Consider the following 24,016-nt stretch of genomic DNA (forward strand, 5'->3'; position numbering starts at 1 on the left):
CGGAATCAATTAAATAGAAGCCGAATTTCTTTTAGAAAGCGGGGGAACCATTTAACTGGGGTGAATTTTGCTAAAGTCCAATGCAAATAGGGTGCCTGTCTACCCGAATCCGTCAGCTAACCTCGTAGGCTTGCTGCCAGGATACCATACGCTTGAAGCATTGGTTTTCCAGTGCTTTTTTTGTTTCCAAGAGGAGAATGAAATGTGCTGAAACGATTATTTATGAAAATGCAACCGCCGCAGATTCTGGCTTCGGGTTTTCTCATTATTATTTTCATAGGCACGATGCTGCTGTCTACACCGCTGGCTTCGGCTGACGGGCATTCTGTGCCGGTCATCGATGCTTTGTTTACGGCTACTTCAGCGGTGTGCTTGACCGGATTGACCGTTGTCGATACCGGAACGACTTATTCGGTCTTCGGGCAGCTCGTCATTATGCTGCTTATCCAAATCGGCGGTCTGGGCATCATGACGATGTCAACGTTATTCGCTCTGGTGCTCAAAAAGCGGATTTCTCTTCGCGAGAGACTGATCCTTCAAGAGGCGCTGAACCAGAACAGCATGGAAGGCATCGTCCGCTTGATCCGCAAAATCATAACCTATTCCCTGACGATTGAATTTGTGGCGTTTATTTTCCTTACGTTGCGCTGGTCTATAGACTTCCCCTTCGGGGAAGCGGCTTATCTTGGAATGTTCCATGCCATTTCCTTATTTAATAACGCCGGATTCGATTTATTCGGTGGCGTCAGCGGAAGGTTCAGCGGCTTATCACTGTTTGCTGAAGATATAACGGTCAGTGTCATTGCCATGGCCTTAATCACTTTGGGCGGGATCGGGTTCATCGTCATGGCCGATCTGATGGATTATAAAAAGAGAAAGAAGCTTCTTCTGCATACCAAGGTAGTGCTATTCACATCCGGCATACTGATTGCCGGCGGGGCCATGGTCATCTTTACTTTTGAATTCACCAATCCGGCTTCGCTTGGTTCTTTAAACGGAGGGAGCAAAGTTCTCGCCTCCTTCTTCCACGCTGTTTCCCCGAGATCGGGAGGAGTCAGCACGCTGGATGTCGGGTCGTTCAGGCAGGCCACGCAATTTTTTCTGATCATTCTGATGTTTATCGGAGCATCCCCGGGATCGACGGGAGGGGGAATCAAAACAACGACCTTCGCCATTCTGATCGGAGCTATGATCGCGATGATCCGGGGGAAAGAGGATATCGTCATGTTTCGCTACCGGCTCGCCAAAGACCGGATATACAAAGCGATTACCCTCGTTTTATTCGCACTGGTTATTGTCATCATAGCGGCCATGGTGTTGTCTACAACGGAGGCACATCAGTTTCTTGTCATATTATTTGAGGTTACCTCCGCTTTCGGCACGGTTGGTTTATCTATGGGACTGACCCCGGAGCTGACCGTGATCGGCAAGATCATTGTCTCCTTCTTAATGTTTCTGGGCCGTCTGGGCCCGCTTACGCTGGCCTATGCGTTGGGACCGAAGAAAGAAAAAGAGCTTTTCCGTTATCCGGAAGGAAAAATTACGATTGGATAGGAGCATAGAGAGATGGAAGGAAATCAGTATGCGGTCATCGGTCTGGGCCGGTTCGGTTCCAGCTTGGCTAAAGAGCTCATTAAACTGGGGTATGAAGTGCTGGGTATCGATAAGAGTGAAGAAACGGTGCACGAATTGAGCGGGTTCTTGACTCATGCGGTGGAAGCCGATGCAACGGACGAGGATATGCTTCGATCTTTAGGCATACGCAATTTCGATTGTGCGGTCGTGGCGATTGGCGATGATATCCAGGCGAGCATCTTGACAGCTATCGTATTGAAGGATTTAGGGGTAAAGAAAGTGGTTGCCAAAGCTTTGTCTGACCTGCACGGCAAAGTGCTTCAGCGGATCGGAGTGGACCGGATTATTTTTCCCGAAAGAGATATGGGAGCGAGAGTGGCTCACCAGCTGGCTTCTCCTAATTTGCTCGATTATATCGAGCTGTCAGAGGAATATACAATCGCTGAGCTTTCCGTTCCCGCAAAGCTGTCTGGGCAATCATTGGGTCAACTGGATCTGAGAGCGAAATTTGGCTGCAGCATTGTGGCGATTAACAAGCAAAGCGGCATGGTGATTGCGCCAACGGCGGATGACATTGTCGAATCGAACGATATTATGGTCGTAATCGGCACCAATGAACAAATTGAGACATTGGAAAGATCCACATACAAGTGAATATCTGTATAAGCAATTTCAATGCATAGATTCCTCCATAAAGATTTAACCGCCATTCCGGGTTAATAACCTGCAGGATGGCGGTTTGCTTTAGCAATCGTTAGGAGAGAATGAATCTATGTTGTTAGAAAAATGAAGTAAGTGCTCTATAAAATGATATGAGCATTCCGCCTCCTCATTCATAATTAGCCGGCTTTGCCCCTCCCTGTGCAAAAAATTCGCGAGCGATATCGATAAAAGTGCGGACGACGGGATCTTCCGCCGCATCCGTCGTAAAGAGCAGAGAGGTAGTTCTTTTCTTTTCCTCCAGCTCGGGAATCGAGCGGACCGTTAAATCATTATTCTCCAGCAGCTGACGATGCAGATAAGATTTGGGCAGAAGGGTTGCCACTTTAATGGTAGATACGAGCCTAATAATGGCTTCGAACGAATCGATCTCCATCTTCACGTTAGGAAAGACGGCATAATGGTGAAACAGCTCATCCATCATGACCCGGTACCAGGTTCCTTTGGAGAAGAGGATCATCGGCAAATCATGGATTTCCTTCATCGTTATGGACTTCATGCGAAGATAGGGGTGACCGGAAGGAAGCACCAGGTACAGATGATCGTCAAATAGCGGAAGACTGATAAGCCCCGGGCTTTCCGTCTGCGAGGCGACCAATCCGATATCCACCTTCTGCTCCATGACCAAAGTGACGATTTCATGGGTTTTGCCTGTCAGAGCTTTAATGTCTGTATGGGGAAAGTCTTGTGTATAGAACGTGATCAGATCAGGCAGAGTGGACTGGAGAGTCGTTAAGCTGGCTCCGATCGTCAAGCTGATCGATTCTCTGCCGGAACGATATTGATCCAGAGTCTGCAGCATCTCCCGATGCAGCCGCCGCATCTCGATGGCGGATTCATAGCAAATCTGCCCGGGGCGGGTCAATTCCAGACGCTTTCCCTTACGTTCAAACAGACGGACACCCAGTTCTTCCTCCAGCTTCATAATCTTTCGAGATAGAGCCGGTTGTGAAATATTTAATACGGAGGAGGCGCGGTTTAAGCTTTTTTGCTCGACAACAACAGCGAACGCATCTAAATTATCCACATTCGGTCCTCCTGCTCCTTTAATCACTTATGCATATTAGGTATAACAACATATAATTAATAAGCACTTCCATTATAAGCGATGGAGGCTTACAATGGAAGATGTCACCTAATGTTCACAATATAGGTCTGGATAGCGCACGATGAATTAGGTTTGGCAAGCTACGGTAAAATAAGCTTACCTATTATTCTATCCAGATTCCCCGTCTGCCGCGAAAAATGTTACAAATTGTTGACGCTTAGGTAGGGGGGGAGTACAATGAGAATTGGTTTTGTTTGACAAGCTTCATATTTTTGAAAGGGGAACTCTTACAGATGGCAGGAAATTCTTATTATTACCGCAAGCTGCATTCACTGCTTGGTGTCATCCCGGTCGGATTCTTCTTGGTCGAGCATCTGCTGGTGAACTACTCGGCCTTTAGCGAAGGCCACCAAGGGTTTATCGACAAAGTAGAGTGGATTAACAGTCTGCCGTTTATTTTCGGCCTTGAGCTGATCGGCATCTGGCTTCCGCTTCTTTACCATGGTGTTTACGGCTTGTACGTGGCCTATACGGCGCGGAATAACGTTTCTAACTACGGGTATTTCCGTAACGTGATGTTCATGCTGCAGAGGGTAACTGGAGTCATTACGCTCTTGTTCGTTTCTTGGCACGTGTTTGAAACCCGGGTGCAACTCGCGTTGGGGACAGTTACTCAGGAAGAGCTGGGCGTCAGAATGCACGAGATTGCCACTCAGCCTTGGGCGTTCGTGCTTTACATTATCGGAATAGTAGCGGCAGTCTTCCACTTCAGCAACGGAATGTGGTCTTTCCTGGTCAGCTGGGGGATTACGGTCGGTCCGCGCGCTCAACGGGTTTCCAGCTACATCTGGATGATCGTTTTCGTGCTGGTTTCGCTAATGGGAATTTTTGCTCTAGTCGGATTTTTGAACCCGGAATTTCAAGACACGTCTGTCTTGACACAACAGTAAAGAGGTGAACGGCAATGGCTAATTCAAAGGTTATCGTAGTAGGCGGGGGCTTGGCTGGATTGATGGCGACGATTAAGGCCGCCGAAGCGGGGGTTCACGTAGATCTGTTCTCTTTGGTGCCGGTCAAGCGTTCACACTCCGTTTGCGCTCAGGGCGGCATTAACGGAGCGGTTAATACTAAGGGAGAGGGAGACTCTCCCTGGGAGCATTTTGATGATACCGTATATGGGGGCGACTTCCTAGCTAACCAGCCTCCGGTTAAGGCAATGTGCGATGCCGCTCCGGGCATCATTCACCTGATGGACCGGATGGGCGTTATGTTCAACCGGACGCCGGAAGGCTTGCTGGACTTCCGCCGGTTCGGAGGAACCAAGCATCACCGCACCGCGTTCGCGGGAGCGACGACGGGCCAGCAGCTCCTCTATGCTCTGGATGAGCAAGTGAGACGCTGGGAAACGGCTGGACTGGTCAAGAAATACGAGCACTGGGAATTTACTTCCGCTGTAATCGATGATGAAGGAGTGTGCCGCGGGATTACTGCTCAGGACTTGCGCAGCATGGAAGTGCAGAGCTTCCGCGCCGATGCGGTCATTATGGCTACCGGCGGGCCGGGAATTATTTTTGGCAAAACGACGAACTCCGTCATCAATACCGGAACGGCAGCCAGTGCGTTGTACCAGCAAGGGGTTCACTACGCGAACGGCGAGTTTATTCAGATTCACCCGACGGCTATTCCGGGAGACGACAAGCTGCGGCTGATGTCGGAATCCGCACGGGGAGAAGGCGGACGGATCTGGACTTATAAAGACGGCAAGCCGTGGTACTTCCTGGAGGAGAAATATCCGGCTTACGGAAACCTCGTTCCGAGGGATATTGCCACCCGGGAAATTTTCCACGTGTGCGTAGATATGAAGCTCGGAATCAACGGGGAGAACATGGTCTATCTCGATCTGTCTCATAAGGATCCTAAGGAATTGGATGTTAAGCTGGGCGGAATCATCGAGATTTATGAGAAATTCGTAGGAGATGACCCGCGTAAGCTTCCTATGAAAATCTTCCCGGCCGTTCACTATTCGATGGGCGGCTTGTGGGTCGATTATAACCAAATGACGAATGTTCCTGGTTTGTTTGCTGCCGGTGAGTGCGATTATTCGATTCACGGGGCTAACCGGCTTGGGGCGAACTCGCTGGTTTCCGCTATTTTCGGAGGAATGGTGGCAGGGCCTAAAGCGATCGAGTATATCAAAGGATTGAATAAACATTCCGAAGATGTCTCCTCGAACGTGTTCGACCGTGAACGGAAGAAGCAGGAAGATAAATATGAAAGCTTGCTTTCCATGGATGGAACGGAAAATGCCTATGCTCTTCATAAAGAGCTCGGGGAATTAATGACGGCCAATATGACCGTTGTTCGTTACAACAAGAGACTGCAGGAAACGGACGATAAAATTCAGGAACTGATGGAACGTTACAAAAATCTGAGCATGACGGATACGTCTCGTTGGAATAACCAGGGAGTAACCTTTGCCCGTCAGCTGTGGAATATGTTTGAACTGTCCCGCGCCATGACTATCGGCGCCCTGATGCGTAATGAAAGCCGCGGGGCCCATTACAAGCCGGAGTTTCCGGAGCGTGATGACGAGAACTTCCTGAAGACGACGATTGCCTCCTATTCTAAGGAAGGTCCGCAAATTTCGTACCAAGATATCGATGTCTCTCTCATTCCGCCACGGAAGCGCGATTACACGACGGATAAGAAAGGAGGAGCATGATCATGGCTGAAGCAACAGCAACAAACCAAAAAACGATTAAGCTGGTTATTACCCGGCAGGACACTGCTGATTCAAGTCCATACAACGAAGAGTTCGAAATTCCGTATCGTCCGAATATGAACGTCATCGGTGCACTGATGGAAATTCAAAGAACTCCCGTCAATGCCAAAGGCGAGAAGACGACCCCTGTATGCTGGGAATCGAACTGTTTGGAGGAAGTTTGCGGCGCTTGTTCCATGGTCATTAACGGGAAGCCCCGCCAGGCTTGCTCGGCACTCTTGGATAAGCTGGAGCAGCCGATCCGTATTGCTCCAATGAAGACTTTTCCTGTCGTCCGCGACCTGGTTATCAACCGGGAGCGCATGTTCTCCGCATTGAAGCGGGTTAAGGCGTGGATTCCAATCGATGGTACGTATGATTTGGGTCCTGGACCAAGAATGGCCGAAACCAAGCGTCAATGGGCTTATGAGTTATCGAAGTGTATGACCTGCGGAGTATGTCTGGAGTCTTGTCCGAACGTGAACGATAAGTCCAGCTTCATTGGACCGGCCGCTATTTCCCAGGTCCGCTTGTTTAACACTCACCCTACCGGCGAGATGAATAAAAATGAGCGTCTGGATGCGCTCATGCAGGATGGTGGAATTGAAGGCTGCGGGAACTCGCAGAACTGTGTGCGCTCCTGTCCGAAAGGGATTCCGCTGACCACTTCTATCGCGGCAATCAATGCCGATACGACGAAGCATTTGTTCAAGAAATGGCTGGGAATGTAACTTTCCGGCACAGCACTTTATGAACTACCTTTTATAAGAGCAGGCCCGTTTTCCTCATGAAGGAATGCGGGTCTGCTTTTTTTTGCCCGATTCAGATCAAAGCTGTACGGTCTTGTCCGCAATAAAGATTTAATATCTCCTCATCTGGTAACAATAAAGGAATCTTTTTGCTGGATGAATGTTCGATTAAAAGAGGACTTTGGGACAAACCTCTGCAAAAGAAGAGGAGGCAGACAGATGATCAAGTTAAAGTGGATTTATTTCATGACGTTTATCTGCACGATTATAATAGCCGTTTCGACACTCACGGCTTCCGGCTCATCCTTATCGGCACAGGAAGCTGAAGGAAGCTCTATTGCATTTTCCGTACTAAGCGATATTCATGTACAGGCCTGGAACCCTCAATCTCAACATAAATTCCAAGCGGCTCTGGAGGATTTGCGCCGCATTAATTCAAATCAGGATGCTTTAATAGTTAACGGGGATTTGGGGAATGGGGCGCAGGCAGATTATGACGCAATTAAACGAATTATAAGAAAAGGACCTAATCCGCCTTTGTTCTATACACTGGGCAATCATGAATTTTATCAAGCCTGGATCAATGCTGCCGGCCGCTGGGATGCCGATCATTTTCCGAATGGAGAGAAGGAGCAGGCGTCTATCAGCCGGTTTCTCAAGTTTACCGGGCGGGATAGCGTATATGATGATGTATGGATTCATGGATTTCATTTTATATTCCTCGGATCGGAGAAGTACCGACAGAATGATCCCGAGGTGCTGGAGAATGCCTATTTATCACCGACCCAGCTGGCTTGGCTGAAGGATAAACTGGGAGAAGGCGATGAATCCGGACGGCCCATTTTTGTTTTTCTTCATCAGCCGCTCCCGAATTCCGTGTCTGGAAGCAAGGAACGAGGTGTGGTTCAGCACGAGGAATTGAGGCAGATTTTGCAGCTGTATCCGAATGTCATTCTGTTTAGCGGTCATACCCACTGGAATCTGGCAGATAGGAAGATGTTGGACTATGATGGATTCTGGATGGTGAACAGTTCCTCGGTTTATCAGCCGTGGACTAATCAAGGTCAGCCGGCTGGGACTGAATCCAGCGAAGGGCTTTATGTAGAGGTCCGCGATCAAACGGTCCACATTCGCGGGAGAAGCTTCGCGAGGAAAGGCTGGATAGCGGAAGCCCAATACAAGATAACTTTTCCTTAAAAACATAAAAAAATCAGGAATTTTTGGGAAAAATAGCCGGTTTTCATTTTTAAACGATATTCATATATGGAATATAATAGTATAATACCTATGAAAAAGGTTAGTTGTAGCAGCTTCACCCCAAAGCGTCAATAGAGTGGAGTGAATAACATGAGGCGAGAACCAAGGGGAAATCAATTTTTAACTGATTTGAACAAGGTTCGAGAAGCAAAAACGTTGTGGCTGAAGGATCATCCATTATTCGCTGAAATTGTAAATTACGTCAGCGAAGGGGTCATCTTATTGAGGCTCGATTCAAAAGAGAGGCCGCTAAGCGTTATTATGGTCAATGACGTTATTTGCAGACAGACAGGGTATGATCAGGATGAAATGTTGGGGCTTACGCGACAAGAAATGGCTGCTATCGGTTTAACCGGTCCGGATCTGGAATCCGGGGTGTGGGTGCCTGACCAGGGGGGAAAGTACTGCGATTGGACACTTCTGCACAAGCGGGGGAGTTCCGTGCAAGTCCATTTGTACAGGAAACGGATAGAATGGAAAACGCAAAAGGTGGCCTTGATCATCACCCACGATTTGACAGAGAGAAGACGGATTGAAAATACGTTGAATGAAAGAGAACGGCGCTATCAACAGATGATTAAATTATCCCCGGAGCCAATCATATTTCACAGCGAAGAAATCATTATTTATTCCAACGATGCCGCACTGCGCCTTTTTGGAGTCGAGCAAGAAAGCGAGCTGTTGGGAAAGTCGCTAATCGATTATATCCATCCGGATTATCATGAGCGTGTCCGGGAACAGATTAACGCTTTTCATTCCAACGAAGACCCTTTTCAATATATCGAGTATCCGATGCTGCGAAAAGACGGAGAATGGATCGAAATCGAAGCATCGAGCACAGGGGTTTTCCAATACTCGGAACATCCGATCTTTCAATCGGTACTTAGAAATATTACGGATCGAAAGCGCAGAGAAAGATTGCTCCGGCAATCGGACAAGCTCTCGGCCGTCGGCCAGTTGGCGGCAGGAATCGCTCATGAAATTCGCAATCCATTGACGGCTTTAAAGGGCTTCGTGCAATTATTAAAAAGCAAATCCGCAGACAATCATCATTACTTTGATATTATGCTGTCTGAATTGGAAAGAATCAATTACATAGTCGGCGAGTTTATTCTAATCGCCAAGCCTCCCCAAGACAAGGAGTTTGAATATCGAAGTGCCGCGAACATGATAGCGGATATTGTGACGGTTCTTGATTCTCAGGCAATTCTGAATAATGTGGAAATTTGCGGTCATTTCCCGGATGACTTGCCTATGGTTCTTTGTGATGAGCATCAATTGAAGCAGGTCTTCGTCAATTTGGTCAAGAATGCCATTGAGGCTATGCCTGAGGGAGGTCTGTTGCTCATTACCGGAGAATCAGAAGAAGGTTTCATTCGGCTGCGGTTTTCGGATTCCGGCAAAGGGATTGAGAAAGATCAACTGCCTCGCATAGGCGAACCCTTTTACACGACTAAAGAAAAAGGAAGCGGTCTGGGGCTAATGATTTGCAATCAAATTATAGAGAACCATAAAGGGAGACTGCGAATTGAGAGCAGCCCGGGATTAGGGACAACCGTAGAAATAGAACTGCCGGTGTAGCGCAGTCTTTGATTTCTATCATTTATCGCCGAGAGGACTCTCTCTTCTATAAGTGGCGAGGTGAATCGGCGACTTCTCGATTTTTTCCTCAAGATGCTCTTCCCTTCCTAAATCATTAGCGGTATAATCAAGAAGGGAACATACATTCGCATTTTTGGATTCCCAGCCATGGCCAGTACGTAGTCGAAATGGTCTTCGCGCATTCGATCGAAAAGAAGGAAGTCTCGTCAGAACATGTGCTGGCGATAGATCTTGGTGTCGACAATCTTGCAACCATCGTCACGACGACCGGGACCAAACCGGTGGTGGTGAAGGGCAAGATCGTGAAATCGATCAATCGGTATTACAACAAAATGAAAGCGTACTATACCGGTATTCTTCGACAAGGGAAGAAGCCGCGTGAAGGCATACACACCTCCAGACGATTAGAACGGCTGCATCTAAAGCGTCAACGACGAATCAAGGACCTGTTTCACAAAGCGAGTCATCGTATCGTCCATATCGCCGTGGAGCAAAAGGTGGGTACGATCGTCATCGGTCATAACGATGGATGGAAGCAAGCCCCTGCGATGGGACGGCGTAACAATCAAACCTTCTGTCATCTTCCCCACAAGAGGCTGATCGAAATGATCCGGTATAAGGCGGCTGAACGGGGGATGAAGGTGATCCTGACCGAGAAATCCTACACTTCTAAAGCGAGCTTCCTGGATCAAGACCCGTTGCCGCGCTATGATGAAGAAGGAACATGGTCCTTCACAGGCAGACGGATATATCGCGGGTTGTATACAAGCCCACAAGGATTGATTCATGCCGACGTCAATGGCGCAGCCAATATCATGCGAAAAGTATTCCCAAACGTCTCCGCCAAAGAAGCGAATGGGATAGAGGGGTTGGATGGTCACCAGACCATCAACGTGTCAACTCCACTGGTGTTAAGCCTCCTGAGATAGCTCAGGAAGAGACATCAGAAACCCCCACTTCCATCGAAGCGACAGCGTGGATAAGTGGCGGGAGTATTCATATAACTTTTTAGCACTCCTTATGGGAGTGTTTTTGTTGCGCGAACTATTATGGAATTGTTGGCATATAAAATTTCATAGCTTTTGAAGGGAAGAAAGAGAGGCGTCTCCAGAATAAGTTTTGGCTTTGTATTCCTGAAAATGAATCCACAGAAATTTTCATTAAAATATTTTTGAAAAGAAAAAGGAAGCTTCGGTTGTGGATAAGATTATACACATTATTCACATTGGACATATGTCGGATGTTGGCGATTATTAACAAATTATCTACAGGTTACCCACAGGTTGTTGTGGATAAAGGAACGGTTGTTCTATTTTTTGAACAGTGGTACGATGATACAAAGGAAGAAAGGGTGAGACCAAATGACTCTATTGAATGACGACATGCTTGTGGAAACGTATCAAAAAGCGGTGGAGTTAAAACTGGATAGGGACTTTATCTCGCTCCTTCTTGAGGAGATTCAACGTAGAAATTTATCACTTCCTGTCACTAGAGGAGAATATGCCGAGCCCCAGCGTAATATGTAATGGGCGGCTCAGGGACGGAGGGAAGATTTGGATCAACCCGTCCGACACAGATCGGAATTTTCTTCCCTTCCCATCATGGCTTCACGTTTATGACTGTAGCAGGAAGTAATCAGACAGGGATCCGGGCCGGTACACTATTTGTAATCTAAATGAAATATTTCTGTTATGGTCCGTTAACATCATTCGGTTAATATAAACACATGACCCCCTTTTTAAAATATATTTTCTTTAAGGACTTGGCCCCGTTGGCAGGTCCTTCTTTTTTTGTTTAATCGTTCATCGATGGACAATTATATACTCCACAACTTTGCAAAGGCCGAACGTTTTCTCTCCAATTCTGAGCTTATGTGAAAGCTCGGCGGCGGGTTTGATAGCGATAACCATGAATTTCGAAAAAGCGCATGCTGAATTTATCCGAAGTCATTTACAGAAAAGAACTGGTGAACGTAGAGGACGTTTGAACCGTGGTCACCAAGTAGCGGAAAAAAGCCAGAAATAGATCCCAACAAGGCAAACGGATTTCTTGGAAAAGTGGACTGGCACATCCGCAGGCGATTCACGCTGTGGTGGAACAAGAAACACAAGAAGCGCAAAGCCAGTCAAGCTAAACTGTATGAACTTCTTCAACACTTAGGACTGAAAACATTGGTAGACTGGGAGTAGCCGTACTGGTCGAGGTGAAGAACGTCGGAAAGCCGTATGAGGGAAAACCTCATGTACGGTTTGATGAGGAGGGGCTGGTATCCCCAGCCTTTCACTCTACATTGTGTTTATTTGCAGTCTGAGCCCAAGCTTCTTCTAATATTCATAGACATCGCCATTATGAAGTGTAATCATCACTTTAAAGCTATATTCAGGGTATTTGATGTTCTCTACAGGCGCTCCGGTATCTGCATGTAAGATGCTTACCATATAATTTCCATATTCGTCACCATTGTCATCTGTAGATATTTCACTGTACTCTATTTCAGGAATTGCTGTAGAATCGATCTGCCCAGACGCAATCATCACATTCATTTTATCTCTGGCTTCTGAATTTACAATATTGTAAGATGTAACATCTTTCGAATAAACTTCCCGACCCTCATAAAATGCTTTGACTATCACACTGTTAATCTCAAAACTTTGTTCGCCAAATGTCTTGTTTCGTAATTTAAATGAATAATCTGTTCTCTCATTATTGGTACTTGTACCAGATTCCGTTAGATTTATCCTGTTTTCAAAATCACTTTTTATATGATGAGGGTACGAATCAGAGTTGAGCTTTTTATAGCTTCCGGCAGGATCTTTTTGATATATATTAAGTATATAGTTATCCTTGTAGGATAACTCAGTTTCGCAAGCATAAGAGAAACCGTTTGCAGATCCACACTCAAAATCTAGCCCATTTGGGTTATTTTGTGTGGATACATTAAGATAGACCTTTGAATCGGCATCCGATTGCTTTAATGAAAACTCAACTAATGATTTTACAATTCCTTTTTGTGCGTCTACGCTGTTATAAGTTGACTTATATTCCGACACCATATTTTGCTGCTCGTTTATAAGATTCTCTACTTGATTTAAGATGGTGTAACTTAAATTATTCATTCCGTTATTTAAATTTAATTCCATATTTGATACGTGACTATTCAGAAATTCCATTTCTTTTTTAAATTTTACATTTTGATATATCATCAACGCGACCAGTCCGATCAATCCAATGATTATTAAATTGTACTTTTTATTATTTTCCATCTGTCATCACCTTCAACAAATTCTATCCCTCGTTTTCAGTGTTTGTCAAGAAGGTTGGCACAAATTGACTGTGTAATACGAAAGTATGGAATTTTATATTATAATGGAGGATAAGCCGCAGGACATCCGGATTATGGACAGTAAACGGGGAGGAGGACGGACGGCGCATGACGAAGATGCTGTCTTTTTTAAAGCCATATCGAATTGCCATTACAGTCGCACTGCTTTTAATGTTAACCGAATTGACGGTGGAGCTGCTGCAGCCCTTCCTGATTTCCAAAATTATTGACGACGGAATCACTCAACAGAATCTGTCCGTAGTTATGCAATGGGGAGGTGTGTTGATCGGATGCTCTTTACTGGCATTCCTTAGTGGGATCATCAATTCTTTCTACGCATCCCACGTCAGCCAAAGCTTCGGCTTTGATGTAAGGGAAAAACTATATGAGAAAGTGCAATCGTTTTCTTTTGCCAATTTTAATCTCTTTCCCACTTCTTCCTTGATCACAAGACTGACTAACGACGTCACTCAAATCCAGAATACGGTATTTATGAGCTTGCGAATTATGCTGCGCTCGCCTTTGCTGGTCGTTGGCGGGGTGATCATGTCCTTGTTTATTCATGTCAAGCTTGCACTGCTGCTGGTCGTTTGTGTGCCGGTTTTATTAGTTTTTTTGTTATGGGCGATGAAAAAAGCGGGAAGGCTGTTTCGGACAGTACAGGAAAAGCTGGATACCGTCAATAGTGTCATTCAGGAGAACTTGGCCGGAATGAAGCTGATTAAAGCCTTTCTCAGGAAAAACCACGAGGTCAAACGATTTACCGCATCCAGCCGGCAGCTCAAGGACCGGACGATGTCTGTTCTCCGCTTTACGGAGCTGACAGCGCCTATTGTGTTACTGCTCATGAATGTATGCATTATGGTCATCCTTTGGTTCGGCAGTGTCGAGGTGGAAGCCGGGGGAGCGAGTGTAGGTCAGGTAGTAGCGATAGTCAACTACGCCACACGAATGACGGCTGCGCTCTCCATGTTTACGATGATTATTATGAACTTTTCACGTGCGAAGGCATCGTCTTCCCGAATAACAGAGGTGCTGGACACGGAAGGCGATCTTGTCGACGGGACAGACAGCGAGGGTTCGGCCAGAATTAGCGAAGGGAGAGTCGTGTTTGAGTCCGTTTCGTTCCGATACCCCGAGACCGATACTCCAACTTTACATAATCTGTCGTTCGAGGTTCTGCCGGGTGAAACCGTAGCTATTCTGGGAGCGACGGGTGCGGGTAAGACTTCTCTATTCCAACTGATCCCGAGGCTGTACGATGCCAATGAAGGGACGATTTCTATCGACCATACCGATATTCGCCAGATGAGGATGGAACGATTGCGCCAGCAGATCGGCTACGTTCCCCAAGAAGCGCTGCTATTTACCGGAACGGTTAGAGAAAATATAGCCTGGGGCAAAGAAGACGCTTCGATGGAGGAAATAGTGGAAGCGGCGAAGAGGGCACAAATTCATGAAACGATCCTCAAGTTCCCTAATCAATATAATTCTGTCATCGGGCAAAAGGGGGTCAATCTTTCCGGCGGACAAAGGCAGCGGCTGTCGATTGCCCGGGCATTGGTCAGAAAGCCCAAAATTGTTCTGCTGGACGACAGTACGAGCGCGCTGGATGCCAAGACCGAGGCGAAATTGCTGCACGCATTGAAGGAATATCCGTGCACCCTGATGATGATCACGCAAAAAATGACTACGGCCTTGGCCGCAGACACCATATTGCTGCTGGAGGACGGGAAGCTGCTGGCCAAAGGGACTCACGATCAATTATGGGAACACTCTCCGCTTTATAGACGGATCTATCATTCTCAATTCGGAGAGGAGACGCATAGCCATGCTTAAGGAATTAATCAGGCCTTTTCAATATCCCAAGACGAAATGGGAGGCGGAGAAGGGTTCGGTTTCGGACTCCTCCTCGCGATTCAAGCCTAAAGCCAAGGCGAAGAATTGGGCGGCAACCTTACGAAGAATCTGGACCTACCTTGCTCATAGCAAAGGTAAATTAATGATGGTGCTGTTCCTGGTCGTATTAAGCTCGGGCCTTACTTTACTGGGCCCTTTCCTGGTTGGTAAAGCGATAGATGACTATATCGTTCTCCGGAACAACAGCGGCCTGCTCTATACCCTGCTTGGTCTAGCCGGCGTATATCTGCTGCAATCGGTTACGGTGTGGTTGCAAAATTATTGGATGATCGGAATCGCTCAAAAAACAGTTTTTACGATGCGCTCCCAATTGTTCGAGCATCTCCACCGGCTGCCGATCGCTTACTTTGATAAAAGACAGCATGGCGAATTGATGAGCCGGGTTACAAACGATATTGAAAACGTAAGCTCTACTCTAAACAGTTCATTCATTCAAATCTTTTCCAGTGTGCTGACACTGATTGGAGCTATTTCCGTTATGATTTGGCTCAGTCCGCTGCTGACGCTCATTACGTTCCTCGTTGTACCGGCCATGTTCTACGGGACGAAGTGGATCACCAAGAGAACAGGCCGCCTGTTCAAGGAGCAGCAAAAAAACCTGGGACAATTAAACGGGCACATCGAGGAGACGATCTCTGGCCAGCGGATTGTTAAAACCTTCTCACAGGAGAAGAGAGTCATCTCCGAGTTCAAAGAGAAGAACGAAAGGATCCGGCAATCTGCATTCTGGGCGCAAACCTTTACCGGATTTATCCCCAAGGTTATGAACGTATTGAATAATATGAGCTTTGCCCTGATTGCTGGAGTAGGAGGAATTCTCGCCATCCAAAGTATAATCTCGATCGGAGCTATTGTCGTATTCGTTGAATATTCCAGACAGTTTACTCGGCCGTTGAACGATCTGGCGAACCAATTCAACACCCTTCTGTCAGCGGTAGCCGGAGCGGAAAGAGTGTTTGATATTTTGGATGAAGAGGCTGAGGAGAAGGAGGAGAGCGAATCGATTCGCATGCCGGAGATCCGGGGAGAGGTTTCATTCTCGAACGTGTCCTTTTCCTATGAAAAGGGAGGCGATACGATAGCGAATGTCAGCTTCCATGCCGCTCCCGGAGAGACGATAGCGTTCGTAGGGCCGACAGGGGCCGGCAAGACGACTCTTATTAATCTGCTGTCGCGCTTCTATGATGCGGATAGCGGAGTCATATCGATCGATGGATACGATATTACTAAGATTAAGCGGGCGGACTTGCGCAAGCAGATGGCTTTTGTCCTTCAGGAATCGTTCCTCTTCCAGGGAACGGTCCGAGATAATATCCGGTACGGAAGATTGGAAGCAAGCGATGAAGAGGTGGAGGAAGCTGCCCAATTGGCGGACGCCCATTCGTTTATTATGAAGATGCGCGATCAGTACGATACGGTGCTTAAGCCGAATGGCGAAGGAATCAGCCAGGGACAGAAGCAGCTATTGTCTATCGCCCGGGCGATTCTGGCCAATCCGACGCTCCTTATTCTGGACGAGGCTACCAGCAGCATTGATACAGTGACAGAGATTAAAATTCAGGATGCTTTGCAGCGGTTGATGAAGGGGAGAACCAGCTTCGTTATCGCCCATCGGCTCAATACTATCCAGAAGGCCGACCGAATTATCGTACTGCAAGAAGGGAAAATCAACGAGGCAGGCTCGCATGAGGAGCTTCTTGAGCGACGAGGGTTTTATTATGAGCTGCATAATCGGCTGATTACATTGGGGGACGAGGAGCAGGACGGTTTATCTTTAGGCAGCGCTGAACGCACCTCGTGAGCAGCTGTAATGCCGCATAGGCCGCGGGTAAGTCCGCGGCCCAGAGAAGCGGCGTGAAGATAACGATGCTATGACTATAGCGAGGATATCGACAACAGTTCGGAGGAGATGCCGATATTACAAAGGAACGGTGACGGGCTGTTTGTTCCGAAAGAAAACCCACTCCTTGTAGCCTATTTCTCTCAGCTTTCTTTGCACCAGCTCCCATTCATCCCCTATCCGCGAAGGAATATGGGCGTCAGAGCCGAAGGTAACCGGAATTCCATAGAACAAAGCGCGTTCCAGCACGTCGTCGGAAGGATACCAGCCTCCGCATGCTTTGGTTTTGCCGGATGTGTTGATTTCGATGGCTACGCCGCTTTCGCCGATTATTTGCAAGGTAGCTTCCACGGCTTTAGTAGGAATATCTGAAAATTCAGGATAAAATCCTTTCATGGCATCGATATGCCCCAGAATTTGGAACATTCCACTTTGAGCAGATTGCCGAATCAAATCGTAATACTCCTCTTTGACCGCTATTTTTTGCACATCGCTCAGCTTTTTCCAGCGGTTTCGATTGAATATGCTTAATCCGCCGGTCTGATGCACGCTTCCGATGATGTAATCGAACGGGTATTGGTCGTAGATTTGACGGTACAGCTCGGCGTGCTCCGGAAAAAAATCGGACTCGACTCCCAACAGAACCTCAATGCGGTCCTCATATTCCTTCTTCAGCTTGAGCACTTCCGAAATATAGCTGGAAAATTCGCTTTTGGCCATGGCGATATACGGCTCTGCGTGATCTTCCTCTCGGCCAAAATAGGGGGAATGATCGGAAATGCCAACAACGTTCAAGCCTGCTTCCAGAGCGGATTCGATGTAATCCCGGATCGAGCCTTCCGCATGTCCGCAACGATCATGGTGAGTATGCATATCGAATTTCATAATGGAGATCCTCCTAACTCGCGTTGATTTAATAAGAAGCTTACCGGTTACTATTATATTTTCTCAGGCCTATCAGGATACGGGGACTATGGGGCAGCTCAAGCTGCCGCTTATTCTGAACTGATAAAATGGGTTTCCGGCATCCCCTTCAGATCGTTCAAAAACTGTTTAATCGCGGAGCTTAAATATCTGCCGGATTTATAAATGACCCCGACGGGGTGAGGGGTTTCCAGCTCGCTGACTTGAATCATTTTTAAAGTGCCGAGACGAATTTCATTAGTGATCGACATTTTGGATATAATAGCCGCTCCCAGATTCAATTCAACCATCCGTTTAACCTCTTCACTGCTGGACAGCTCCATAACGATCTGCGGTTGAATGTTCAGCTTTCTTAATACCTGATCGACAAATCTGCGGACAGCCGTGTCCGGTGACAGCATGATGAACGGAAGATGATGAAGATTCTCGACGGAAGTATGGGAGGATTTGGCCAACGGATGATTAGGAGAAACAACTAGCTCGAAAGAGTCATAGTACAGCATGGAGGTTTCCAGTCCGGGACTCTTATCGAAGAGATAGGCAATTCCAATGTCTATAGCCCCGCTTTCTACGCTGGACATGATCTGGGAGGAGGGCATGGAATGAATGGTCGTTTTGATGAGTGGATATTGATCCTGGAAATAGGAAAGCACTCTGGGTAAAATCTGGACGGCGATAGACGTAGTCGTTCCCAAATTGATGTGTCCTTGAGGCTTATGCTCCAAATCGGACAATCTTTGCTTCAGCTCCTCCACCGTTCGCAAAATTTTGTACGCATGCTCTAGAAAAACCCGGCCGCTGTCCGTTAAGGTGACCGGCTGATTCCGATCAATGAGCACCGCTTTAAATTCGTCTTCCAGGCTCTTGATTTGAGCGGAAACAGCGGGCTGGGTCAAGTTAAGCAGCTCACCGGCTTTACGAAAGCTCATCGTTTGTGAAATAGTAATTAACGTTTCCAGTTGATTGATGTTCACTCCGCTCCACCTCCTGTTATCATTTAGGTTTCCAAAGGGTCAAGAAGACAATTCAATAATTGTTAATTATCGGCTGAATTGGCGGAATAAATTTTATTTTTCAATGTCTTATTATAGAACAGAAAGAAAAGGTCATCAATAACCTTTACATAAAAATAATGCCAAGTTGTTATTTATTATCTTTTTAGGTTAGATAGAGAACTCCGTGCTTTTGTGTGTAAAGCTTTCGTTTATAGAAGTTTTGTAATAAGATAGTATTCGTTGAAAGGAGGGGCAGAAAATGAAATTCGGTTTATGCATCCGTTTGGACTATCCCCCAACAGAAAGCGGTACGGAGGATGGGCAGAAGGGGTGGTTGCGGCATCTGAAGGCGGAGCTTATGACCGCCTCACAAGCAGGGTTCGATTATGTCGAGCTGCCGTTAAGTCCGTTAACGGCTCTTCCGGATGATTTATTTGCCCAAGCTCGCTCAGTGTTGGAAAGCTCGGGCTTGCCTTGTCCGGTCATGAATTCACTGATCCGTCCGGGCCTCAAGCTGACAGGACCTGAGGCGGATCCGAAGGAAGCCGAGGCTTACCTGAGCCATGCTATACTTAGAGCCCAACAAATGGGGGCTCATACCCTTGTGCTGGGTGCAGGGAAGGCGAGGAACGTTCCTGACGGCTTTGCCCAAGAGACCGCAGGACAGCAATGGGAAGCCTTTCTTCACCAATGTGAGGCCAAGGCAGCTGAACAGGAGATCATTATAGCGGTTGAGCCGCTTAATCGTAAAGAATGCAACCTGATCAAATGGGTGGAGGAAGCCATTGAGCTTGCTGCCGGACTTTACTTGCCTCATATTCGTGCAGCTGCGGATTCCTATCATATGCTAGTGCAAAGGGAAGAATACGATATTTTGGAGGAAGCGGTCGACATGGGGCTTCTGGCGCACGTCCATCTTGCGGACCGTGACCGGAAGCTTCCGGGGAGCCCGAATGTGGATAAGGGTATAAATTTTCAAGAGCTGCTTCGCGTTCTGAAGCAATCCGGCTATTCCGGTGCGCTTAGCTTCGAGTGTAGACCGGAGGACAGCGGGGCCTGGTCCCTTCGACAATCGCTTGCTTATGTGAAACAAATATGGGATGAGCAATAGAGGAAGCCCGGATGACACATTCCGGGCTTCTTGCTTGATATAATCGTATTAGGAGCCTGTTTGAGCTCGCTTAAGCCAGCTCAAGGCGGACGCAGAAGCGTATCTCATCGCCTTCTGATTCGGCCCATATTTCTCCGCCATGCGTATCAATTATACTCTTGGCTATGGCTAGTCCAAGTCCCGATCCTCCGGTAGCGGATGTTCTGGAAGCGTCTATCCGGTAGAAGCGCTCAAACAGCTTATCCAGCTCATTCCTCGGAATGGAATCTCCGTTGTTAATGATACAGACTCTCGCGTTTCCCTGCTCCTTGGACAAGTGAACGGAAACTGTACCGGGCTTGGTGCTGTATTTAATCGCGTTGGTCAGTAAGTTTTCAAAGACGCGGATCATCTGGTCAGCATCGATATTAACCATCAGGCGTTCAGCGGGAAGCTGCCGCTTCAGCGCCAGCTCATTTTCTTCCGCATAGCTGATCGTTTCCTCCAGCAGCTGCTCTATAAGCTCGTTAAGGCAAACGGTTTCCTTGGTCAGCCTGACTCCTTGATTAGACAGCTTCGTATATTCAAATAAGTCGTCAATCAATCCTTTTAATTTCTCCGATTTACTGGAGGCGATGCTTAAATAAGTTTCGGCTTGCCGTTCATCCTCATAATTTTTATCCTTGAGAAGCCGTAAATAACCGATAATGAGTGTGAGCGGTGTCCGCAAGTCGTGAGAAACATTCGTAATCAGCTCATTTTTGGTGCGTTCGGCCAGCCGTTCCTCCTCAATGGTTCTCTGCAATTCTCCTACCATATGATTAATGTTGGAAGCGAGAGAACCGAGCTCATCGGAAGATTTATGAGGCACCCGATATTCAAGATTGCCTTTGGATATTTCCAACAACCCCTGGGCCAGTTCCTCCACATCCTTCATTTTTCTTTTAGTCAGCCAATAGAACAGGAGAATAAATGCCGCTACAGCCGCTATCATCGGAATCGGACTGGAGCCCGGAATGTAATCTATTTGCGCATTCGGGATGCCGCTGACGACCAGGTAAGCTTTCTCGCTGATCAGATCAATCGGGAAGAAGGTGATGAACTCCCGAGGAGAGTTGTCATAATAGATCCGGTCATTCATCGCATTCGAGATGAGATGATGGACATCCACGTGTGTTTCCGTGGCGTTGGAGCTCTTGTACAGCACTTGCCCCTCGAGTGACAGAATAAGGATTTTATAAGGACTATATTGCATCGTGTCCCTGATTACATGAAGGACTTCTTCCTCCGTCTCCCGATGTTGCATCCGATCAGCAATATACCGCGCTTCACTTTCAATATCTTTTTTGCCCTGGGTGTAATCAATCCGGGCAAATTTATTGTACTGGCCAAAAAAGGTGGTGCTCAAAGCATACACGAATACAGAAACAAGCAGGCAAATCACAAAAGTTACGATCAATTGCAAGCGAATGCTTTCCTGGACTTTCTTGATTCCTTTAAAAAGCATGCTGAAGGAAAAGCGGATAAGATCTCCAATCCAATTGAACGGAAAAATACGGCCGAGCCATTTAAAAGGGGAGAATTTAATTTTCAATTTTATAGCCAACCCCCCATACCGTCTTTATAAAACGCGGCTTTCTTGGATTGTCCTCGATTTTCTCTCTTATTTTCCGAATATGCACCATCACCGTATTTTCAGACTCAAAAAAAGCTTCCTTCCAGACTCGCTCATATATTTTCTCAATGCTGAAAACCATTCCCCGATTTCTGGCCAGCAGCTCAAGGATGGAAAACTCGCGGGGAGTCAGCTTCACCTCGCGCCCGTCTACCTTCACTTCGTGGGTTGCCGTATTGATTGTCAAATCGTCGATTTCGATCTCCTCCGCATTCGTTGGGGAAGGAGTATTCAGCTTATTGTATCGTCTGAGCTGGGATTTGACCCGGGCCAGCAGTTCCAGCGGGTTAAAGGGCTTGGTGACATAATCGTCCGCACCCATGCTCAATCCGGTGATTTTATCCATGTCCTGGCTTTTGGCCGACAACATAATGATAGGCATGTTTCTCTGCTCGCGAATTTTGAGGCAAGCCTGAATCCCGTCCATTTTGGGCATCATGATGTCCAATATGATGAGATCGACGGCATGGGACTCCAGCACGTTCAATGCTTCCAGCCCGTTATAGGCTTTTAAAAGATTATAGCCATCATTTTTTAAATAAATTTCAAGCAAATCCACTATTTCTTTTTCGTCGTCGACAAGGAGTATCGTTTCCCTGGCCATATCTTTAAGCTCCTTCCTTTAAGGACCCGTTGAATAACCGCTTGACTAAGCACGAAAGCAAGCTCTCCCAAGAGGATAGCGGCGATGGCGTCCAGCACGACATGCTGTTTAACGAATAGCGTCGATAAAATAATGAGGGTTGAGATTATGATAGTAAAGCTTCTTAATCCCCAGCCGCGGATTGAACTGGCGAGCAAACCTCTCATCGCCAAATAACTGGTCAGAACATGGATGCTTGGAAAGCAGTTGAAAGGCTGATCCGACCAATAAATGAACCGGACGAGAGCCGTTAGCGGATCATTCCCGAGCAGTTCCGGCCGGGGAACGGTCGTCTGGTAGAAAAAATAAATAACATAGCAGACGATCAGGCCGATATGAAAGGAAAACAAAGTTTCATAATAGGTTCTCCGGTCCTTCGCACATAATAATACAAGAACAAAAATAATGAAAGCATACCACGCAATATAGGGCAGTATAAAGATTTTCCAGAATGGGATCCAGTCATCCAAACCTATAGCCAATTGACTTGCTCCACGGCCGGAATGGTTGAGCAGCGGGTAGATAATATTCAGCAGTGGTATCGTCAGCAGCAGCAAGAGCGGCTTGATATTGTCTTTAAGCCATCCGTTTTGGCTTGCGGTTCGGGTTCTATATTGTAGCCGCAAGGCTTGGCACCCCCTTGTCATTCTGTACGGATGAATAATTCACCGAATCATAACTACGTGGTGAGAAAGTTGGGCGATATCTTCTTTCTTCACACCGTTAGAGCTATTGTTCATTATAGGAGGCATTTCTTAAAAGAGAATATAGAAATGTCTTAAGAAAACCTTAATAGTGGTATAGAGAAGTGCGCAGGGACTGCATTAGCTTATATTTCCCGCAAGAAATATCCGCGGCGGCATAGCTCTCTCATCTTTTTCTGGACGGCCTGAGGAATACCCGCTAGACTTGGAATATATATTATGAAGAAATCAATGCCTTCGTCGGCTCGTCGTCGGTGCGTAATCCTTTCGATCGAGAGTCGGTGCCGCTGTCCGGAAGCATCAGCGAAAGTCTCTTCGTCGAAGCGGACGATCAGCAAATTCGCATCCGCGGAGAATGCATGATTTGCGCCGTTGGGCGGACGGGGTTGAATTTATCCGAACCGCAGAGCGGTGGCGCCAAGGATAGGAGGTAAGGGGAATGAGCAGGTATAAATTGATAGCACTTGATATGGACGGCACCTTGCTGGATCAGCAGCAATCGGTCTCACAAGAGAACAGGCGATGGATAGCTAATGCCCGCGAAGCGGGGGTAATGGTCATGCTGGCCACAGGACGGAACCTTCCATCCGTGATGCCCTACGTTCAACAATTGGAGCTTGACGGACCGTTAGTGACCGTGAATGGAAGCGACGTTTGGCTCAGGCCGGGCGAATTGCTGCAACGTACGCTGCTGCGGCATGAGGCGGTGACAGAGCTTGTGCGGTTGGCGAGACATTGCGGAGTGAAGTTCTGGGGGCACGCAGTGGAGGGAACCTTCAGGAAAGATCGTTGGCCGGATCATGAAGAACCGTTCCAATGGTTCAGTTTTGCCGTCCATTCCGAGAACAAGGAGCATCTGGATTGGATTCGCGGGGAATCCTCGAGAATCGGTGCTTTTGAAATCTCCAATTCCCATCCTTGCAATCTGGAATTCAACCCTCCGGGAATCCATAAAGCAAGCGGAGTCGGCCAAGTATGCGAAATGCTCGGAATCGGCATGGACGAGGTAATCGCCGCGGGTGACAGCAACAATGACCTTGCTTTGATTCGGGCGGCCGGTCTGGGCATCGCTATGGGCAACGCGCAGGAGGAAGTGAAGAGAGCCGCCGATACCGTGGCTCCGGCGAATACCGAGGACGGTGTGGCCGCGCTGATCCAGAGATATGTATTCGGGATGGAATAATACCCGAA

Annotated in this window: 20 protein-coding genes and 1 riboswitch; of the genes, 13 read left to right on the forward strand and 7 right to left on the reverse strand. The window is 47.3% G+C overall.

Going from position 1 to position 24,016, the window contains the following annotated elements:
- Window positions 1-8 precede the first annotated feature (8 nt).
- A riboswitch (cyclic di-AMP (ydaO/yuaA leader) is annotated at window positions 9-145 on the forward strand.
- A gap of 77 nt (window positions 146-222) precedes the next feature.
- Together KJS69_RS02115 and KJS69_RS02120 are read left to right on the forward strand one after the other, a co-directional pair.
- Complete coding sequence (locus KJS69_RS02115) at window positions 223-1,554, forward strand: TrkH family potassium uptake protein (protein ID WP_213581818.1); 1,332 nt, start codon at window positions 223-225, stop codon at window positions 1,552-1,554.
- A 12-nt stretch (window positions 1,555-1,566) separates the two neighbouring features.
- Window positions 1,567-2,229: a potassium channel family protein gene (locus KJS69_RS02120; RefSeq protein WP_213581354.1), complete on the forward strand. Its 663-nt coding sequence runs from the start codon at window positions 1,567-1,569 to the stop codon at window positions 2,227-2,229.
- 175 nt (window positions 2,230-2,404) lie between these two features.
- On the opposite strand, the gene KJS69_RS02125 is transcribed toward KJS69_RS02120, so the two are convergent.
- On the reverse strand, window positions 2,405-3,322 hold the full coding sequence (locus tag KJS69_RS02125) for a LysR family transcriptional regulator (RefSeq protein WP_213581355.1): 918 nt from the start codon (window positions 3,320-3,322) through the stop codon (window positions 2,405-2,407).
- Between the two features lie 314 nt (window positions 3,323-3,636).
- Between KJS69_RS02125 and KJS69_RS02130 the strand changes: the two genes are divergently transcribed.
- The 7 genes from KJS69_RS02130 to sda all read left to right on the forward strand — a co-directional run bounded on the left by KJS69_RS02130 (window position 3,637) and on the right by sda (window position 11,238).
- Window positions 3,637-4,293, forward strand: a complete 657-nt coding sequence (locus KJS69_RS02130) for a succinate dehydrogenase cytochrome b558 subunit (RefSeq protein WP_213581356.1) — start codon at window positions 3,637-3,639, stop codon at window positions 4,291-4,293.
- A 14-nt stretch (window positions 4,294-4,307) separates the two neighbouring features.
- Complete coding sequence (gene sdhA / locus KJS69_RS02135) at window positions 4,308-6,065, forward strand: succinate dehydrogenase flavoprotein subunit (protein WP_213581357.1); 1,758 nt, start codon at window positions 4,308-4,310, stop codon at window positions 6,063-6,065.
- A 2-nt stretch (window positions 6,066-6,067) separates the two neighbouring features.
- A complete protein-coding gene (sdhB, locus tag KJS69_RS02140) occupies window positions 6,068-6,835 on the forward strand; it encodes a succinate dehydrogenase iron-sulfur subunit (protein WP_213581358.1) in 768 nt (255 codons plus the stop codon).
- Window positions 6,836-7,072: 237 nt separating this feature from the next.
- Window positions 7,073-8,050, forward strand: coding sequence for a metallophosphoesterase family protein (locus KJS69_RS02145; RefSeq protein WP_249730306.1), 978 nt, complete (start codon window positions 7,073-7,075; stop codon window positions 8,048-8,050).
- 150 nt (window positions 8,051-8,200) lie between these two features.
- A complete protein-coding gene (locus KJS69_RS02150) occupies window positions 8,201-9,691 on the forward strand; it encodes a PAS domain-containing sensor histidine kinase (RefSeq protein ID WP_213581359.1) in 1,491 nt (496 codons plus the stop codon).
- 188 nt (window positions 9,692-9,879) lie between these two features.
- Window positions 9,880-10,641, forward strand: a complete 762-nt coding sequence (locus KJS69_RS02155) for an RNA-guided endonuclease InsQ/TnpB family protein (protein WP_249730307.1) — start codon at window positions 9,880-9,882, stop codon at window positions 10,639-10,641.
- A gap of 432 nt (window positions 10,642-11,073) precedes the next feature.
- On the forward strand, window positions 11,074-11,238 hold the full coding sequence (gene sda / locus KJS69_RS02160) for a sporulation histidine kinase inhibitor Sda (RefSeq protein ID WP_213581360.1): 165 nt from the start codon (window positions 11,074-11,076) through the stop codon (window positions 11,236-11,238).
- A 798-nt stretch (window positions 11,239-12,036) separates the two neighbouring features.
- Here sda and KJS69_RS02165 read toward each other — a convergent pair.
- The gene (locus tag KJS69_RS02165) at window positions 12,037-12,975 is read right to left on the reverse strand and encodes a hypothetical protein (RefSeq protein ID WP_213581361.1); all 939 of its coding nucleotides are present in this window, start codon (window positions 12,973-12,975) and stop codon (window positions 12,037-12,039) included.
- Between the two features lie 167 nt (window positions 12,976-13,142).
- Here KJS69_RS02165 and KJS69_RS02170 point away from each other — a divergent pair, with 167 nt between their 5' ends.
- Window positions 13,143-14,873, forward strand: coding sequence for an ABC transporter ATP-binding protein (locus tag KJS69_RS02170; RefSeq protein ID WP_213581362.1), 1,731 nt, complete (start codon window positions 13,143-13,145; stop codon window positions 14,871-14,873).
- Window positions 14,866-16,755, forward strand: coding sequence for an ABC transporter ATP-binding protein (locus KJS69_RS02175; protein WP_213581363.1), 1,890 nt, complete (start codon window positions 14,866-14,868; stop codon window positions 16,753-16,755). Before KJS69_RS02170 ends, KJS69_RS02175 begins: the two co-directional genes overlap by 8 nt.
- A 117-nt stretch (window positions 16,756-16,872) precedes the next feature.
- Here KJS69_RS02175 and KJS69_RS02180 read toward each other — a convergent pair whose 3' ends face one another.
- Together KJS69_RS02180 and KJS69_RS02185 are read right to left on the reverse strand one after the other, a co-directional pair.
- Window positions 16,873-17,679 carry a histidinol-phosphatase gene (locus tag KJS69_RS02180; protein WP_213581364.1) on the reverse strand — a complete coding sequence of 269 codons (807 nt, stop codon included), beginning with the start codon at window positions 17,677-17,679 and terminating at the stop codon, window positions 16,873-16,875.
- Between the two features lie 110 nt (window positions 17,680-17,789).
- Entirely contained in the window at window positions 17,790-18,692 is a 903-nt protein-coding gene (locus KJS69_RS02185) for a LysR family transcriptional regulator (RefSeq protein WP_213581365.1), read from the reverse strand.
- 280 nt (window positions 18,693-18,972) lie between these two features.
- On the opposite strand from KJS69_RS02185, the gene KJS69_RS02190 reads away from it, so the two are divergent.
- Window positions 18,973-19,824 (forward strand): sugar phosphate isomerase/epimerase family protein, encoded by an 852-nt coding sequence (locus KJS69_RS02190; protein WP_213581366.1) that lies wholly within the window; start codon window positions 18,973-18,975, stop codon window positions 19,822-19,824.
- Window positions 19,825-19,894: 70 nt separating this feature from the next.
- Here the strand turns inward: KJS69_RS02190 and KJS69_RS02195 are convergent, their stop codons facing one another.
- From KJS69_RS02195 to KJS69_RS02205, 3 genes are read right to left on the reverse strand one after another with little or no spacing between them, the layout of a single operon-like run.
- Window positions 19,895-21,397, reverse strand: coding sequence for a sensor histidine kinase (locus tag KJS69_RS02195; protein WP_249730308.1), 1,503 nt, complete (start codon window positions 21,395-21,397; stop codon window positions 19,895-19,897).
- A complete protein-coding gene (locus KJS69_RS02200) occupies window positions 21,387-22,082 on the reverse strand; it encodes a response regulator transcription factor (protein WP_213581367.1) in 696 nt (231 codons plus the stop codon). The genes KJS69_RS02195 and KJS69_RS02200 overlap by 11 nt, the downstream gene beginning before the upstream one ends.
- Window positions 22,037-22,747, reverse strand: a complete 711-nt coding sequence (locus KJS69_RS02205) for a phosphatase PAP2 family protein (protein ID WP_249730309.1) — start codon at window positions 22,745-22,747, stop codon at window positions 22,037-22,039. Before KJS69_RS02205 ends, KJS69_RS02200 begins: the two co-directional genes overlap by 46 nt.
- Before the next feature lie 517 nt (window positions 22,748-23,264).
- Between KJS69_RS02205 and KJS69_RS02210 the strand changes: the two genes are divergently transcribed.
- Window positions 23,265-24,008, forward strand: a complete 744-nt coding sequence (locus KJS69_RS02210) for an HAD family hydrolase (RefSeq protein ID WP_213581369.1) — start codon at window positions 23,265-23,267, stop codon at window positions 24,006-24,008.
- Window positions 24,009-24,016 lie beyond the last annotated feature (8 nt).

Origin of the sequence: Paenibacillus sp. J2TS4, from assembly GCF_018403245.1 — a bacterium.
In the GTDB taxonomy this organism is placed as follows: Bacteria; Bacillota; Bacilli; order Paenibacillales; family NBRC-103111; genus Paenibacillus_L.

What these genes read in the sequence shown, in the direction of transcription:
- KJS69_RS02115 (WP_213581818.1), top strand. Translation starts at nt 223, where the DNA reads ATGAAAATGCAACCGCCGCAGATTCTGGCTTCGGGTTTTCTCATTATT.
- KJS69_RS02120 (WP_213581354.1), top strand. Translation starts at nt 1,567, where the DNA reads ATGGAAGGAAATCAGTATGCGGTCATCGGTCTGGGCCGGTTCGGTTCC.
- KJS69_RS02130 (WP_213581356.1), top strand. Translation starts at nt 3,637, where the DNA reads ATGGCAGGAAATTCTTATTATTACCGCAAGCTGCATTCACTGCTTGGT.
- sdhA (WP_213581357.1), top strand. Translation starts at nt 4,308, where the DNA reads ATGGCTAATTCAAAGGTTATCGTAGTAGGCGGGGGCTTGGCTGGATTG.
- sdhB (WP_213581358.1), top strand. Translation starts at nt 6,068, where the DNA reads ATGGCTGAAGCAACAGCAACAAACCAAAAAACGATTAAGCTGGTTATT.
- KJS69_RS02145 (WP_249730306.1), top strand. Translation starts at nt 7,073, where the DNA reads ATGATCAAGTTAAAGTGGATTTATTTCATGACGTTTATCTGCACGATT.
- KJS69_RS02150 (WP_213581359.1), top strand. Translation starts at nt 8,201, where the DNA reads ATGAGGCGAGAACCAAGGGGAAATCAATTTTTAACTGATTTGAACAAG.
- KJS69_RS02155 (WP_249730307.1), top strand. Translation starts at nt 9,880, where the DNA reads ATGGTCTTCGCGCATTCGATCGAAAAGAAGGAAGTCTCGTCAGAACAT.
- sda (WP_213581360.1), top strand. Translation starts at nt 11,074, where the DNA reads ATGACTCTATTGAATGACGACATGCTTGTGGAAACGTATCAAAAAGCG.
- KJS69_RS02165 (WP_213581361.1), bottom strand. Translation starts at nt 12,975, where the DNA reads ATGGAAAATAATAAAAAGTACAATTTAATAATCATTGGATTGATCGGA.
- KJS69_RS02170 (WP_213581362.1), top strand. Translation starts at nt 13,143, where the DNA reads ATGACGAAGATGCTGTCTTTTTTAAAGCCATATCGAATTGCCATTACA.
- KJS69_RS02175 (WP_213581363.1), top strand. Translation starts at nt 14,866, where the DNA reads ATGCTTAAGGAATTAATCAGGCCTTTTCAATATCCCAAGACGAAATGG.
- KJS69_RS02180 (WP_213581364.1), bottom strand. Translation starts at nt 17,679, where the DNA reads ATGAAATTCGATATGCATACTCACCATGATCGTTGCGGACATGCGGAA.
- KJS69_RS02190 (WP_213581366.1), top strand. Translation starts at nt 18,973, where the DNA reads ATGAAATTCGGTTTATGCATCCGTTTGGACTATCCCCCAACAGAAAGC.
- KJS69_RS02200 (WP_213581367.1), bottom strand. Translation starts at nt 22,082, where the DNA reads ATGGCCAGGGAAACGATACTCCTTGTCGACGACGAAAAAGAAATAGTG.
- KJS69_RS02210 (WP_213581369.1), top strand. Translation starts at nt 23,265, where the DNA reads ATGAGCAGGTATAAATTGATAGCACTTGATATGGACGGCACCTTGCTG.